The 16,109-nt window shown below is 29.7% G+C and carries 10 protein-coding genes and 3 pseudogenes; 12 read left to right on the forward strand and 1 reads right to left on the reverse strand.

Annotated elements, in window-relative coordinates:
- The 9 genes and pseudogenes from B2671_RS11140 to B2671_RS11180 all read left to right on the forward strand — a co-directional run.
- A partial coding sequence (locus B2671_RS11140; RefSeq protein ID WP_346870485.1) for an opine metallophore biosynthesis dehydrogenase occupies positions 1-598 on the forward strand: 598 nt, incomplete at its 5' end.
- The gene (locus tag B2671_RS11145) at positions 585-1,436 is read left to right on the forward strand and encodes a DMT family transporter (RefSeq protein WP_346870486.1); all 852 of its coding nucleotides are present in this window, start codon (positions 585-587) and stop codon (positions 1,434-1,436) included. The genes B2671_RS11140 and B2671_RS11145, both read left to right, overlap by 14 nt.
- A gap of 247 nt (positions 1,437-1,683) precedes the next feature.
- A complete protein-coding gene (locus tag B2671_RS11150) occupies positions 1,684-2,190 on the forward strand; it encodes a GNAT family N-acetyltransferase (RefSeq protein ID WP_346870487.1) in 507 nt (168 codons plus the stop codon).
- A 475-nt stretch (positions 2,191-2,665) separates the two neighbouring features.
- Complete coding sequence (locus B2671_RS11155) at positions 2,666-4,054, forward strand: MATE family efflux transporter (RefSeq protein ID WP_346870488.1); 1,389 nt, start codon at positions 2,666-2,668, stop codon at positions 4,052-4,054.
- 290 nt (positions 4,055-4,344) lie between these two features.
- On the forward strand, positions 4,345-6,108 hold the full coding sequence (locus B2671_RS11160) for a PAS domain-containing protein (RefSeq protein ID WP_346870489.1): 1,764 nt from the start codon (positions 4,345-4,347) through the stop codon (positions 6,106-6,108).
- A 272-nt stretch (positions 6,109-6,380) separates the two neighbouring features.
- Complete coding sequence (gene mscL / locus B2671_RS11165; RefSeq protein WP_346870490.1) at positions 6,381-6,809, forward strand: large conductance mechanosensitive channel protein MscL; 429 nt, start codon at positions 6,381-6,383, stop codon at positions 6,807-6,809.
- 483 nt (positions 6,810-7,292) lie between these two features.
- Positions 7,293-7,679: pseudogene (locus B2671_RS11170) on the forward strand (insulinase family protein); the annotation flags it as partial.
- 51 nt (positions 7,680-7,730) lie between these two features.
- Positions 7,731-10,147 (forward strand): annotated as a pseudogene (locus tag B2671_RS11175) (insulinase family protein).
- 180 nt (positions 10,148-10,327) lie between these two features.
- Positions 10,328-10,525 carry a cold-shock protein gene (locus B2671_RS11180; RefSeq protein ID WP_035131204.1) on the forward strand — a complete coding sequence of 66 codons (198 nt, stop codon included), beginning with the start codon at positions 10,328-10,330 and terminating at the stop codon, positions 10,523-10,525.
- A gap of 154 nt (positions 10,526-10,679) precedes the next feature.
- On the opposite strand, the gene B2671_RS11185 is transcribed toward B2671_RS11180, so the two are convergent.
- The gene (locus tag B2671_RS11185; RefSeq protein ID WP_346870491.1) at positions 10,680-11,369 is read right to left on the reverse strand and encodes a TetR/AcrR family transcriptional regulator; all 690 of its coding nucleotides are present in this window, start codon (positions 11,367-11,369) and stop codon (positions 10,680-10,682) included.
- Positions 11,370-11,591: 222 nt separating this feature from the next.
- On the opposite strand from B2671_RS11185, the gene B2671_RS11190 reads away from it, so the two are divergent.
- From B2671_RS11190 to B2671_RS11200, 3 genes and pseudogenes are all read left to right on the forward strand, one after another.
- Positions 11,592-12,917, forward strand: coding sequence for a glycine/sarcosine/betaine reductase component B subunit (locus B2671_RS11190; protein ID WP_346870492.1), 1,326 nt, complete (start codon positions 11,592-11,594; stop codon positions 12,915-12,917).
- A gap of 18 nt (positions 12,918-12,935) precedes the next feature.
- Positions 12,936-14,233, forward strand: a pseudogene (grdH, locus tag B2671_RS11195) (betaine reductase selenoprotein B).
- Between the two features lie 89 nt (positions 14,234-14,322).
- Positions 14,323-15,864, forward strand: a complete 1,542-nt coding sequence (locus B2671_RS11200) for a glycine betaine uptake BCCT transporter (RefSeq protein WP_346870493.1) — start codon at positions 14,323-14,325, stop codon at positions 15,862-15,864.
- Positions 15,865-16,109: the final 245 nt, after the last annotated feature.

A 16,109-nucleotide genomic window follows, 5' to 3' on the forward strand; every position in this document is an offset into this window, starting at 1 on the left:
TAAAACAAATAAATATGTATACAAGCTATATCCAGAAGGGCCTATAACAATGAATACTATATCTATTATGCGTTCTTTATGGAAAGAAATATGTCAAGTGTATATGAAACTCAGGATTAAACCTATTAATCTACTTAAGTTTTTAAACGATGATAATTATCCAGTTTTAGAAGAATCTATATCAAGAGAAAATATAGATAAATATATGGAATATGATAGCATAAAACAAGAATATTTACTTTATGTTAGATATTCCTCAATACTAATTGATCCGTTTTCCATACCAGATAAAAATGGAAGATACTTTGAGTTTTCAAGGATTCCTTATCCAAAAATTTATAAAGATAATAGGGGAAAATGGAATATACCAAGAATGCCATTTGAAGATTATAAAAAGATCAAGCTTTTATATGCTATAGGAAAAAAATTAAATATAGACATGGAAAATGCAAAATATTTATTAGACTTATTTGATATTTACTTAAATAAATTTATTGAAGATAAGGGTGAGAATAATATAAATAATAGTGTATTTGAAGATTATAGCATAAATAATGCAAAAATTATAATTAAGGAGCGATTAAATGAGAGTAGATAAAGGTGTAATATTGGCAATACTATCTTCATTTACGTTTAGTATAATGAATGTTTTAGTAAAGTTAGTTAGTAATAGAATACCCTCTAATGAAATAGCTTTTTTTAGAGGGATAATTGGTGTGATTTTAATATTGATATTAATGAAGGGAACTAATGTAAAGTTTTCTAAAGAAGGAAAACCACTTTTATTAATGAGAGGGCTTCTAGGAGGACTTTACATGGTAACATACTTCTTTGCAATTTCTACAATGAAGTTAGGAGATGCTTCTATATTAGCACATTTATCAGGTGTTTTTGTAATGATATTTTCCGCAATGTTTTTGAAAGAAAGACTACCAAAGAATGCTTGGATATTTATTATAATTATTTTATTTGGGGCAAGCCTTATAATAAATCCATTTAGATATTCCACCTATTCTTTTTATGCTATATTTGGATTGTTAAGTGCGGTCCTATCAGCAAGTGCTTCTATAACTATTAGAAAATTAGCAAAATCTAAAAAACATCATTCTTATGAAATTGTATTTTATTTTTTAGCTGCATCTACAATAGTAGCGGCTATATTAATGAGAAATAGTTTTGTAGTACCAACAGTTAGAGAATTTGTTTTATTGTTTATTTTAGGAGTTGTTTCCTTATTAGCACAAATATTTTTAACAGGTGCGTTTGGAAATACTAATGCTGTAATTGTAGAAGTAGTAAGATATATAGGAATATTATTTAATGCAACTTGGGGATTGATATTATTTGGAGAATCTTTATCCGTATACTCTATATTAGGAGGAATTCTTATAATTGGAGCATCTATTGTTTTATCCAGACAAAAATCTTTAGAGTAGGGGAAATTAAATGTAATAAAAAGACTTTTAATAACTTTAACTGGGATTAAAAAGCTAAAAATGGAAAATATAAACTAATTGGAAAAGTTGTAGAAAACTAAGGAAAGTACAATAAAAACAAGTTAAACTTAGTTAATCAGTAATTAAGATTTTTACTTATATTAAGATTAATAGTATTATAAATCATAGTTACTAGTAAATTAACATATGTTTGCGAGCATTAAATAGGTTTAAGGAGTTGTACTTTGTGGAAATAAACAGTATAGTCCTAAGCCCAGAAGTATATAGATCTGATGCAGAAAAGATAGCTGGTTGGCTTAGTGATGAAGAAATTATAAGGTATTTAAATGAAGATAATAAGGCTAGAGAGAACTTAATTAATGTTATAGATAGAATAAATATGCCAATTTTAACTCATTTATTTAATAATAACTGTAGATTTTTTACTATAAAAAATCCCTATGGAACTATAGGTTTTTTAAGACTTATCCCAAAAGGTGAAACAATTGAAATTGTTATAGCTGTGGGAGAAAAGGAACTGTGGGGAAAAGGTATAGGTCATAATGCAGTTATGGAAGCGTTAAAAACTGCATTTTTTGAAATGAGGACAGAAAAAGTTGTTGCAAAAATTAAGAAAGATAATAAAAGGTCTCAAAACCTTGTAAAGGGAATTGGATTTAGAGAAATAAAGAAACTTGAAAAAGAAGTAGAATATCATATTACAAAGGAAATATTCTGGAAGAAAGCAGCATAATAATCTTTTATATGAGAGTAAATAAAATAATAAAGAAAAAATTTTAGACAACCATCTTGGGTAATAAACTGAGAGGGTTGTTTTTTGTTCAGAATTAAATTATTTTTATAGCAGATAAAAATTTTACTAATGAAATTTTATCATTTAAAAGCAATATTAAATTTAAAACAAAAATTGACAAGTATTCAGAATTGTTATACACTAATATTGATTCGAGTATCGAAGTAATTTTCAAAAGGTCAGTAGATTTAAAAAATTTATCCTAAAGGACAACCACTTCTTAGTATCAAAAATACCGATACTAAGAAGTCAGTTGGTAAGATTTAAAGAAGCTAAGAACCCTGTTTATTATATAAATTTTAAAAATAAAAGTAAATTATAAAATAATGAAATTTAGAGCTAACCATTTATGGTTAGCTCTAAATTAAGGAAAAATTGAAGTTTTATTTATTAAATTTAATCAGGAGGTAGATGTATGGTAAAATTTTCGGAACTTTTTTCTCCAAAAGACATGACTGAGGGGACACCATGGAAACGAATTGTAGAATTTTCATTACCAATGCTTATTGGTAATATAGCTCAGCAGTTTTATAACACCGCGGATTCTATTATTGTAGGTAAGTATGTAGGTGATAATGCACTGGCTGCTGTAGGTAGTGCATCTCCAATATTAAATCTTTTACTTGTACTTTTTGTTGGAATTGCAACAGGAGCAGGAATCATGGTTGCTCAATATTTTGGAGCAAAGGATAGGGAAAAGCTTTCTCATACCATTGGGGTATGCATATCTCTTACTGCTATAGCATCTCTAATCATAATGGTTATAGGGCCTCTAGTTACTCGTCCATTGTTATCTTTTCTTAACACTCCAGCATCTATAATAGATTGGTGTGCAGATTATCTTGTTATTTATTATGTAGGTATAGCAGGCTTTGCTTATTACAATATTTTAGCAGGAGTGCTTAGAGGACTTGGAGACTCTATATCTGCTCTTGGATTTTTACTTATTGCTACAATTTTAAATGTATTCCTTGATCTTTGGTTTGTTGCAGGACTTGGTATGGGTGTACCAGGAGTTGCTTTGGCAACTATTATTGCTCAAGGTATATCAGCAGTTCTTTGTATTATTAAGTTAGCAAGAATGAATAGTACCTTTGATTTTAATCTTAAGATGCTTGTACCAGCTAAGGAATATTCTATGAAGCTTATAAAACTTGGATTGCCGTCTGGATTTACTCAAGCCATATTTTCTATTGCAATGATTGTTGTACAATCTCTAACTAATAGTTTTGGCGAAATGGTTATAGCATGTAATGTAATTGTTATGCGTGTAGATGGATTTGCTATGATGCCTAACTTCACCTTTGGTAATGCAATGACAACCTATGCTGGTCAAAATATTGGTGCTAAAAAGATGGATAGAGTTGATAAGGGTACTAAAGATGGTACTATGATTGCTGTTGGAGTTTCTACTGTTATAACAATTTTAATTTTAATTTTTGGTAAATACCTTATGGGTGTTTTCACTGATACAGCAGAATTAGTTGACTTAAGTATGCATATGATGCGTATTCTTGCAGTAGGTTATATTGCCATGGCAGTAACTCAAAGTTTATCAGGTGTAATGAGAGGTGCAGGGGATACTATGACACCTATGTGGATTTCTCTAATTACTACGGTAATTTTACGTGTACCTGTTGCTTATGGTATTGCATATTTAACACGTAGTGCAGCTTATCCTACTGGAAGACCGGAATCTACATTCATATCATTACTTGTTTCTTGGACTCTTGGGGCAATTGTAACTACAATTTTCTTTAAGCAAGGCAAATGGAGAAATAAAGGCTTCGCTGGACATAATTAAAAGTACATGAATTAAATAGATTTTAAGAAGATGATTATATCAATAGTGGAATTGATATAATCATCTTTTTTTATTTAGTTTTAGATATTGAAAATATTAAGTTATTATACTGAAGATAACTAAATAATATTAAGAAATATTGTGATAGTAATCACAGAATCATAAATAAAATAATGATACATTATAAATGAAAGATATTATCAATTAGAAACAATATGATGTTAAATAGAAATTTTAAGTTTAAATAATAGATTTAAATTTTATATAAAATATGGGAAGGATGAAAATATATGAAAAAGCAAATTAACTACATTACTATTGATGGGCGTGGAGACCATGAGACTTTTAAAGATTGTATTACTAAAGCAATTAAGGAGTTAAAATCAAATGAAGGTATACATGTAATTAAAGATTTCGAACCTTTTCCTATGTATAAAATGATGGATGGTAAAGGCTTTGATAAATATGTAGAGAAGTTAAGTGATGAAGAATTTCATGTTTACTTCACTCCTAAAGAGAAAATAGAAAAAATTCAAATGGAGGATAATTTAGAGATTGACCATGATAAAATTAAAAAGATCATGGAAATAAAACTTAAGTATTTAGGAGGAGAGATATCTCTAGAACTAGCAAAAGAAGAAATGATAACATCAGTTAAAAAGGTAACAGCTCAAGAATTTGCTATATGTGAGCAATATCTTCAGCAATATGGTATAACTGATGATGAATTAGCAGAGAGAATGGATGAAATTCTGCAAATTTTTGATGGAATACTTACAAGTAATAAAATAGACGTTAAACTAGGTCATCCAATTAGAACCTATTTAGAGGAAGTAGAGGCTATAAGAAATGTTTTAATTGAAGCTAAGAATATGTTAAATAAAAAGTTTATTAAAAATCAATGGGCTGAGGTATATGATAAATTAGAAGAAATTAATATACATTTTTTAAGAAAGCAAAATCAACTATATCCTGCTCTTGAGGGTAAGGGCTTCGATAAACCTTCTAAAGTAATGTGGACCTTAGAAAATAATATAAAAGATATTATAAAAAAAGCTAAAGGGTATTTAGATAGGGACGAAGATGAAAAGTTTTTAGATATTCAAAATGAAGTCATTGAAATGATTGAGGATATGATGATAAAAGAAGAAGAGATACTTTATCCAACTTCAATGGATATTCTTGACCATGAAGATTTTATTAATATGAGAAAAGGTGATGATGAAATTGGATATTGTCTAATTGAGAAACCACCTTATTACAAGGAAGATGAAGTTAAGAAAGACGAAAATACGTCTAATAATGAACTTTTGAAGGACTTGGCAAAGGTTTTACAAAAACATGGAATATTCGATAAAGAAGATAATGAAGTGTTAGATGTAAGCCAAGGAAAGTTAACACTTAAGCAGATAAATTTAATTTTTAAACATCTTCAAGTAGATTTATCCTATGTAGATGAAAATGAGATTGTAAAGTTTTATAGTGATACAAAACATAGAGTATTCCCAAGAAGTGCAGGAGTTATAGGAAGAAAGGTGCAAAATTGCCATCCAAGAGAAAGTGTTCATATGGTAGAAGAAATTATTAGAGCGTTTAGAGCTGGTGAACAAGATCAGGCAGAATTTTGGTTAGAAATCGGTGATAAGTTTATTTATATAATCTATAATGCAGTAAGAGATGAAGAAGGAAATTTCAGAGGGGTACTTGAAATGATGCAGGATGTAACTAAAATTAGAGGATTACAGGGAAGTCAAAGATTATTATCTTGGACTAATGAAAAGCAAGAAAGTAAAAAAGATGAGTTAAGTGGTAAAGTTATAAAAAATCAATATGGATTAAAAAAGGAAACTATTATAGGTGACTTAGTAAAAAAGTATCCATTTCTAAAAGAATTCTTATTAAACCTTTCCTCTAAGTTTAGTAAACTAAAAAATCCAGTATTATTTAAAACTATGGCATCTATAGCTACATTAGATATGATTAGTGAAAGAGGCGGATTTGAGGTTGAAGAGCTTATAAGTAAAATCACAGAAGAAATTAATAGTAGAAATTAAATAGTAAGAATATCAAAGAAGTTTCAGTATAATAGAATTTATATTATGCTGGAGCTTCTTTTAAAAGATGTTGTCATAGATGAAAAAATAGTAGTAATAAAGATGTTGATATGGAAGTGTTTATACATGTACATTAGATGGAATAGGGGCTGTTGGACATGGTGATTTATGTTATAATAGACAAGTTATATCCTATGGTAATTATGATGAAAGATATTTTAGGCTATTAGGTATAACAAGTAGAGTTTTTTACTATTTTAAGGAGGAAAAGTATGTTAAAAGAATTTAAAAAGTTTGCGCTTAAAGGAAATATGATTGATTTAGCTATTGGTATGATTATTGGTTCTGCCTTTACTAAACTTGTTACTTCCCTTGTTGAGTCAGTAATTATGCCTATAATTACAATTTTTACAGGAAAAATGGATTTTTCTAATTTATTTCTTGCTTTAGATGGTAAGGAATATGCAACTCTTGCAGCAGCACAGGAAGCAGGAGCTTCAGTAGTTGCTTACGGTTCATTTTTAACCGGCGTTATAGATTTCTTAATTATGGCATTTGTAGTATTTATTGTAGTTAGACAAATTAATAGGCTAAAGAAAAAAGAAGAGGCAGCGCCTATTACAACAAAGAAATGTCCTTACTGTACTTCAGAAATTGCAATTGAAGCAACAAAGTGTCCTCATTGTACATCTGAGCTATAAGATGTACAAGCTTTAATAAAATTTTTATAGTATATAAAATTAGAAGAGCTTGTTTATGTATGTAGTATAATTTACTAATTCTATTTACAGGTATGTTAAAAAATGTTATAATGATATTGTTAAAATATTGAAAGGAGGTCGTTTTTAAGTGAAAAGTATAAAAAATTTGAANNTTATAATACCTATAACGACCTTAAGAATAGATTTTAACATATTTATTTTGATATTTTAAGTCATGGGGTTGTTTGGACTCTATGACTTTTTATTTTTTAGTAAAATGAGAAGTTGTAGATATTTTAGTTTAACTAAGGTATATCTATGACTTTTTTATTTAATATAAAGTTATGAATAGTAATGGTTTAAAATAATTTTAAACCACTATTAGGAGTGATTATGGGGGGAATTTATATGCAATTTAAAACTAACGAGATCTACTATGGATTTAAATTATTAAAAGAGGAGAAGGTAGAAGAAGCACAATCCATGGCTAGAATATTTGAGCATGTGAAAAGTGGAGCAAGACTTTTACACTTAGAAAATGAAGATGATAATAAGTTATTTTCTATAAGTTTTAGGACAACTCCTACAGATAGTACTGGGGTTGCTCATATATTAGAGCATTCTGTACTTTGTGGTTCAAGAAAATTTAAGGCTAAGGATCCTTTTGGAGATATGGCCAAGAGTTCATTACACACTTTTTTAAATGCTATGACCTTTACAGACAAAACTATGTATCCTGTAGGAAGTAGAAATAGTAAAGATTTCATGAATCTAATGGATGTATATTTAGATGCAGTTTTACATCCTAGAATATATGAAAATCATGAAATATTACGTCAAGAAGGTTGGAGATATGAATTAGATGAAAATAATAATAAACTAGCTTATAAAGGGGTAGTTTATAGTGAAATGCAAGGAGCAATGTCATCTCCAGAGGAAGTAATTTGTAGTGATATATATAGATCATTGTTCCCAAATACTACCTATGCTTTTGTTTCAGGGGGAGATCCAGAGGTTATACCTAACCTAACTCAAGAGGATTTTGAAAAGTTTCATAGTAAGTTCTATCATCCATCTAATAGTTATATATACCTATACGGTAATCAGGATTTAGAAGCGTGTCTTAAGTTTATAAATGATGAATATCTTTATGAATTTGATAGAATAGAGATACCTTCTTATATAGATGATGTGAAAAATTTTGAAGGTATGATAGAAATAACTGCTAATTATTCTATAGGTGAGGATGAAGATGAAGAAAATAAGGCGTTTTTAGCACTAAATTTTGCCTTTGAGGAAACCCGTAATGGAGAGGCATATTTAGCTACAAAAATACTTTATAACATGTTAATTGAATCTTCAGCATCTCCAATAAAAACTGCCTTACTTAAAGCTGGCATAGGTGAGTGCATTATTACAAGGGATGATATGAATATGGACTCAACTAAGGAAATATTATTCCCAATAGTAGCTAAGAATGTAGATGCTACAAAGAAGAGTGAATTTATAAATGTTATTATAAATACTCTTAAAGACCTTGTAGACAAGGGATTAGATAAAGATCAATTGAAGGCAGCTATAAACACTGTTGAATTTGATTTGCGTGAAGCTGATCCATGGAGAACTGCTAATAAGGGAATCGAATATAATGATTGGGTTTTAAATAGCTGGATATATGATGGAGATCCTCTTGCCCACTTAAAGTATGAGGATATCCTTAATAAGATAAAAGCGACTTTAGACAATGGATATTTTGAGAAGTTTATTGAAAAGAATATGGTTAAAAATTCTCATTGTTCCTTAGTAGTCTTGACACCTAAAAAGGGATTAGAAGATGCTAGAAATAAAGCATTAGAAGAAAAACTAGAAAATTACAGAAGTTCTTTATGTGAAAAAGAAATAATAGACCTTATGGAGAGAAATAGGAAGTTAAAAGAAGCTCAAGTTAGAGTTGATACTCAGGAAGAAAAGGATACTCTTCCAAAGCTACCTATAGATGAGATAGATAGAAAAGCAGAAAAAATTCCTCAAGAGGTTGTGAAAGAACAAGGAATAACTATTTTAAAACATCACATTCCTACAAATAAAATAGTGCATATTAATCTTTTATTTGATGGAAAAGTAATCGAAGAAACGTATATTCCTTATTTAGGACTTTTAAAGGATGTTTTAGGGGAGCTTGATACTGAGAAAAGGGGTTATTCTGAATTAATTACTGAAATATATAAAACTACAGGTGGAATAACTTTTGAAAATCAAGTNNGAAAAATAATAGTCAGGTATATCATCCTAAATTTATAGTTAAATCAAAGGTAATTGGAGAGAACATTCAAGGTTTATTAGAATTAGTAAATGAAATAATTACTACTACTAAATTTGATGATTTAAGTAGGCTTAAACAGATTATTCAAGAAACAAAATCTAAGCTTCAAATGAAAATTATAAATGCAGGACATAAAGTTGGGATGAACAGAATATTTGCACAGACTTCATGTGGTGGAGAATATTGGGAAAGAATTAGTGGTGCAACTTATTATGAATTCATTTGTAATCTAGAAAAGAGCTTTGATAAATCTGGTGAAGAAGTTAGAAGTAATCTTATTAAAGTTTATGAGACTATATTTAATAAAAATAATTTAATTATCTCAGTGGTGGGAGAAGAAAAAGAAGTTGAAACAGTAGTAACTAATATTAATAAGGTTACTTGTAATATTAAAACTGAACCTACTAAATTATATAATATTGCATATAAGAGTAAAAAGGATATAGAAGCTATAATAACTCCTAGCAATGTGCAATATGTAGTTAAAGGATTTAACTTTGCAGACCTTGGGTATGAGTATTCAGGAAAGATGAGAGCATTTTTAAATATATTAGATAATGAATATTTATATCCTAGAGTTCGTCTTCAAGGTGGAGCTTATGGATGTTATAGCGATATAAATGAGGATGGTAATTTAGCAATTTATTCCTATCGTGACCCAAACTTTGCAAGAACAATAGATATGTATAATGAAGCTTATAAGTTCTTAGAAGAAGTAGAATTTACCAAGGAGGATATGGAAAAGTTTATAATAGGATCTGTTGGACAGTTATATAAACCATTAACTCCTGATAGAAAAGGTGAAAAAGCAGTTAAGGATCATATATGTAATATAACTCAAGAAGATATTCAAAGATGGAGAGATGAACTTTTGAGCACTACTAATGAAGATATAAGAAATTATGCTTCAATGATTAAGGTAGGAATGAATAAAAATTATTGTTGCATAGTAGGTAATGAAGGAAAAGTTAAGGAAAATAAAACTATTTTTAATAAAACAAGTAAATTATTATAAAATAACTTGCTTTATATAATAAATTGTAGTATGCTTAATAAGAACTTAAATTAATAGTAAATAATATAAACCAATATGTTTCAATTAGTACTTAATAAATAGAGTATGTTAATATCGAAATTTTGTTAGTGAATTATTACAATGAATTTAAGAAAAATAAAATTTCGGAGGTATACATTTATGAATGGTACAGTAAAATGGTTTAATGGAGAAAAAGGTTTTGGATTTATTACAGGAGAAGATGGAACAGATGTTTTTGCACACTTTTCTCAAATAAATTCTGATGGTTATAAATCACTTGAAGAAGGTCAAAAAGTTTCTTTTGATGTAGCTAAAGGACCAAAAGGACCACAAGCAGAAAATATTACTATTATCTAGTTTTTAATTAGTAAATATTTACCCCTTAAATAGTTATGCTATTTAAGGGGTTTTTTAGATTTTAGAATTATAAATTATTTAGAAGTGTGATTACACAATAATAAGCTAATCTTAAATTAATCTTCATTTTAAATACATCTGTATGAATGACATTTTATAGAGTTAAAAAAGGCGATAAAACATTGGAAGACTTTAAGTTATAATAATGCAAGGTGTTATAAATAAATTTTAGAATAATTTCTAATGCTCTTTTTTTACTATAGACATCAACATGGTTTGTAACTTTCATCAATAAACCCTCAAAAAATATAATAATATTTTCACTTAATTCTTTAACATCTTCTTGATTTATATACCCATCTTTAATACATACTTCAAGTAAAGCAAGATCACGTTCATTAATATAATCTTTATCTAGCATAGTAGATAAAGATATTGGGAGGCTTTTTAATTCATTAGGAAAAATTTCATAATATTCCTTCATAGTATCTTTAACACTAAGATGACCTTGATCTAGAAATATTGATTTAAAAATTTTAGGGTTGTTAAAAGCGTGTATAGAGAAACACTTCCAGATACCTAAATAATTCTCTAAAGATGAATTATCTTCACTAATATAATTAGGAAGATCTTGAATATATAAATTATAATATTTCATACAAGCAAAAAACAAAATATGATTTAAATTTTTAAAGTACTTATATGCAGTAGCAACGTTATATCCTGTAGCATGAGCAATTTTTCTTGCTGTAACATTTTCTATACCTTCTTCATCTATAAGTTTATTAGCTGAACTTATGAAAGAAACTATCATTTCTTTTCTTTCTATGGCTGACTTAGTCATAAGATTACCCCTTTAATTTACTAAATATTAATATATATCAATATTATAACATTAAGATTTAAATTTTATAATGATAAAAAGTTAATTATTTGATTTTCAAATACATAGAATTTGTTAATTAAATAGCAAAAAAACGTAAACACGTTTACAAAATGTAATTAGAGGAATAAAATAATATTGTAAATATTAAGAAAATTACAAAAACAATAAGGGAGTGGGAGTATGAAACTAGAAATTGGAAATTTTTATGTCGAAGACATAGTTTTTGGGGAAAAAACAGAATTTGCTCAAGGGATACTAACTATTAATAAAAAAGAAGCGTTAAATTTTGTTTTAGAGGACAAGCACATAATTGAAGCAGATTTATTTATTGTTAAGCCAGGTGATAATGTACGACTTATGCCAGTAAAAGAAGCTATAGAGCCTAGAATAAAATTAAGTGGAGATTCATTATTCCCAGGTTATACAGGAGATTTAGTTAAAACAGGTGATGGTAGAACTCATGCTCTGAAGAATTGTAGCTTGCTAGTAGTGGGAAAACATTGGGGTGGATTTCAAGATGGACTTATTGATATGAGTGGAGAAGGTGCAAAATATACCTACTATTCTCAACTTAAAAATATAGTACTAGTTGCGGATACAGATGAAGAATTTGAAAAAAGAGAACAACAGAAAAAAAATAAAGCTTTAAGAGAAGCAGGACATAAACTTGCAGAATTTATAGGTAGTGTCGTTAAAGATTTAGAACCAGAAGAAATAGAGGAGTATGAATTAAAACCAGTAATAAAACGTGAAAAAGATGTAAATGAACTTCCAAGCATGGTATTTGTTATGCAACCTCAATCCCAAATGGAAGAGTTGGGATATAACACATTTTTGTATGGATGGGATATGAATCGTATGTTACCAACCTTTATGCATCCTAATGAAGTTTTAGATGGAGCTTTGGTATCAGGAAGTTTCATGCCTTGCTCATCTAAATGGTCAACCTATGAATTTCAAAATAATCCAACAATAAAAAGACTTTATAAAGAACATGGAAAGACAATAAACTTCTTAGGAATAATAATGTCAAATCTTAATGTAGCATTAGATCAAAAAAACCGTGCTGCACTATTTGTAGCACAGATTGCAAAGTCACTTGGAGCTGATGGTGCGATAGTTGCAGAGGAGGGGTATGGTAACCCAGATGCAGATTTCACAGCATGTATAGTTGCACTTGAAGATGCGGGAGTAAAAGTTGTAGGACTTACTAATGAGTGTACTGGAAGAGATGGACAGTCACAGCCACTAGTTTCTATGGATGAAAAGGCTAATGCTATTGTGTCTTGTGGTAATGTGTCAGAATTAATAACTCTTCCACCAATGGAAACTGTTATAGGAGAACTGGATTCCCTAGGTAGAGATGGCATATCAGGTGGATGGGAGAATGATGAGATACTTGGACCTTCAGTAAGAGAAGATGGATCAGTAATAATGGAGAATAATGCTATGTTCTGTGGAGATCGAGTTTGCGGTTGGTCGCCAAAAACAATGATAGAGTTTTAGTAAGTAGGAGGGGATAAAATGAAAAAAGCAGTAATGTATATAAACCAATTCTTTGGTCAAATAGGTGGAGAAGATAAGGCAGATTTTGAGCCTATAGTTAAGGAAGGTACAGTAGGACCAGCTATAGAGTTAAATAAAAACTTAGATGCAGAAGTTACTCATACAATAATTTGTGGGGATAACTTTATGGGGTCTAATACAGAAGAAGCTATAAAAAGAATTATAGCTGAACTTAAAAATATAGAATTTGATATTTTCTTTGCAGGACCAGCTTTTCAAGCGGGAAGATATGGAGTTGCATGTGGTGAAATCTGTAATGCTGTTAAAGAAGAATTTAATGTTCCAGTAATTACTTCTATGCACATAGAAAACCCTGGAGTAGAAATGTTTAAAAGGGATATGTATGTTTTTGTAGGAGGACATAGTGCAGCTAAAATGAGAAGTGATATAAAAGCTATGGCAACCTTCGGAAATAAGCTTTTAAAAGGTGAAGAAACCCTTGGTGCTGAAGCAGAAGGATATTATCCAAGAGGAATAAGGCATCAAATCTGGCGAAAAGATGGTAAGTGGGGTGCTGATAGGGCAGTAGAAATGCTTATAGAGAAATTAAATGGAAAACCCTTTATTACTGAACTTCCAATTCCTAAAACGGATATAGTACCTATAGCAGAGCCAATTAAAGAGATTAAAGACGCAACTATAGCGCTTTTAAATACAGGAGGCATAGTACCTGTAGATAATCCAGATAGAATTCAATCAGCGTCTGCAACAAGATGGGGAAGATATAATATTTCTGGAGTAGATGCTCTAAAAGGTGNNTCCATGCTGGCTTTGATCCTGCAGCAGCAGATGAAGATCCTAATGTAATAGCTCCAATAGATGCATTAAGGACATATGAAAAAGAAGGAAAGTTCAAAAAACTACATGAGTATTTTTATTCAACAGTTGGTACTGGAACTACTCAAGCTGAGGCGAAGAGAATGGCACAGGAGATTTTAGTTTATCTTAAAAATGAAGGTGTAGATGGAGTTATAATGGTTTCTACGTGAGGAACTTGTACACGTTGCGGTGCAACTATGGTTAAGGAAATTGAAAAATCAGGTATGCCAATTGTGCAGATGGCAAACTTAATTCCAGTTTCAAAAACAGCAGGAGCAAACAAAATTATTCCTACTATATCTATTCCATATCCTTTAGGAGATCCTGGAACATCAAAGGAAGAACAATGGAAACTTCGTTATCATAGAGTTGGAGTTGCATTAGATGCTTTAGCAACAGATGTAAAAGAACAAACTGTTTTTAAAGTTAAGTTTTAATCTTTAAGGGGCTGTGAAAGTAAATTTACAGCCCCTTAAAGAAAACTTAAGGCACAATTATCTACTCTAATTTTAAGGAGGATATTGTTATGGGGAATAATAACACTAATACAAATATAGTATTGAATGTAAAGACTAAAAAAAAGCAAGGGAACAATTCAGTTTTTATTATTTCGTTAGCTATAACTTTTATTATTGTATTTTGGGGAATTTTAGATAAAAGAGGTTTTGAAAAAATGTCAACTAGTGCTCTTAATTTTTTAACTGAAAAATTCGGTTGGGCATATCTGATTTCTATGTTTCTATTTGTAGTATTCGCACTGGTATTAGCATTTAGTAAATTTGGAAAAATAAAGCTTGGTGCAGATGATTCAAAACCAGAATATAGCACAGTTGCTTGGTTTGCAATGCTTTTTGGAGCTGGTATGGGGATAGGGCTAGTATTTTGGGGAATTGCTGAGCCTATATCTCATTTTGTAGCTCCAATGGAAGGTATAGCTCCAGGGTCTGTTGAAGCTGCAAATTTTGCTTTTAAATCTTCTTTTATGCATTGGGGATTTCACCCTTGGGCAAATTATAGCATTATAGGACTTGCCTTAGCATATTTCCAATTTAGAAAAAATAAACCCGGACTAATTAGTAGTATATTTATTCCGTTGTTAGGAGAAGAAAGAGTAAAGGGTCCAATTGGTAAAACTATTGATATACTTGCAGTATTCGCCACAGTAGCTGGAGTTGCTACATCCTTAGGACTTGGAACATTGCAAATTAATAGTGGATTAAGTTATATGTTTGGGATTTCAGAAACACCAATAGTTCAGTTAATTATAATATTTGTTATAACAGTAATAGTTATCTGGACTGCAGTTAGTGGAATTGAAAAAGGTATTAGTGCAATATCAAATATAAACTTAGTTATTGCCTTTGGAATCTTAATTTTATCTTTATTTATAGGGCCAACCATAAAGATAATAAATACTTTTTTAAATGGTACAGGTGGTTATCTAACGGAGTTTATAGAGAGTAGCTTGCATATTGAACCTTTTGCAAGTAATAAATGGGTAAATAGTTGGAGGATATTTTACTGGGCATGGTGGATTGCTTGGGCTCCTTTTGTAGGCGTGTTTATTGCTAGAATATCAAAAGGAAGAACTATTAGAGAATTTATCATTGGGGTTATTGTAGCACCAGGTATTGTATCTATAATTTGGTTCTCAGTTTTTGGAACTCTAGGAGTAAATCTTGGTATTACTGGTGAGTTCGCAATGGATATGTTAAAGAACTTAGCTGCATCACCAGAAACTGCATTCTTTCAAGTTATAACCCAATATCCATTAGGCGGTATAATTTCGGTAGCTACTATCATATTATTATGTACTTTCTTTATTACTTCGGCTAATTCAGCAACTTTTGTGTTAGGTATGTTAACATCAAATGGAGATTTAAATCCATCTAACAAAAAGAAAATAATATGGGGTATACTTCAAGCACTGTTAGCAACAACATTATTGTTATCAGGTGGATTAGCATCACTACAGACAGCATCGGTAGTTGCTGCATTTCCGTTCATTATAGTAATGCTTTTATGTTGCGTTTCATTGTGGAAGGCACTTAAAACTGAAAAGATATAATTGGCAATTTAGATAGATTGTAAGGTATATATTAAGTTTATTTGTAAAGTTTAAGGGAGTCATAGACTCCCTTTTTAATATTTATTTTTATAACTGATAGTTAAATCTATATATTCAATATTTCTATTATCATTTCATAGAAGATTAAAGATTTATCTATACCCTATGTGGATAATATAATATTTTGAATGCGCTTTTTCTTTTAGAACACAATAATTTAATATATGATACAATAGATACAAATA

It is taken from the genome of Clostridium sp. UBA5119, assembly GCF_002414285.1.
Classification (GTDB): Bacteria; Bacillota; Clostridia; order Clostridiales; family Clostridiaceae; genus Clostridium_J; species Clostridium_J sulfidigenes.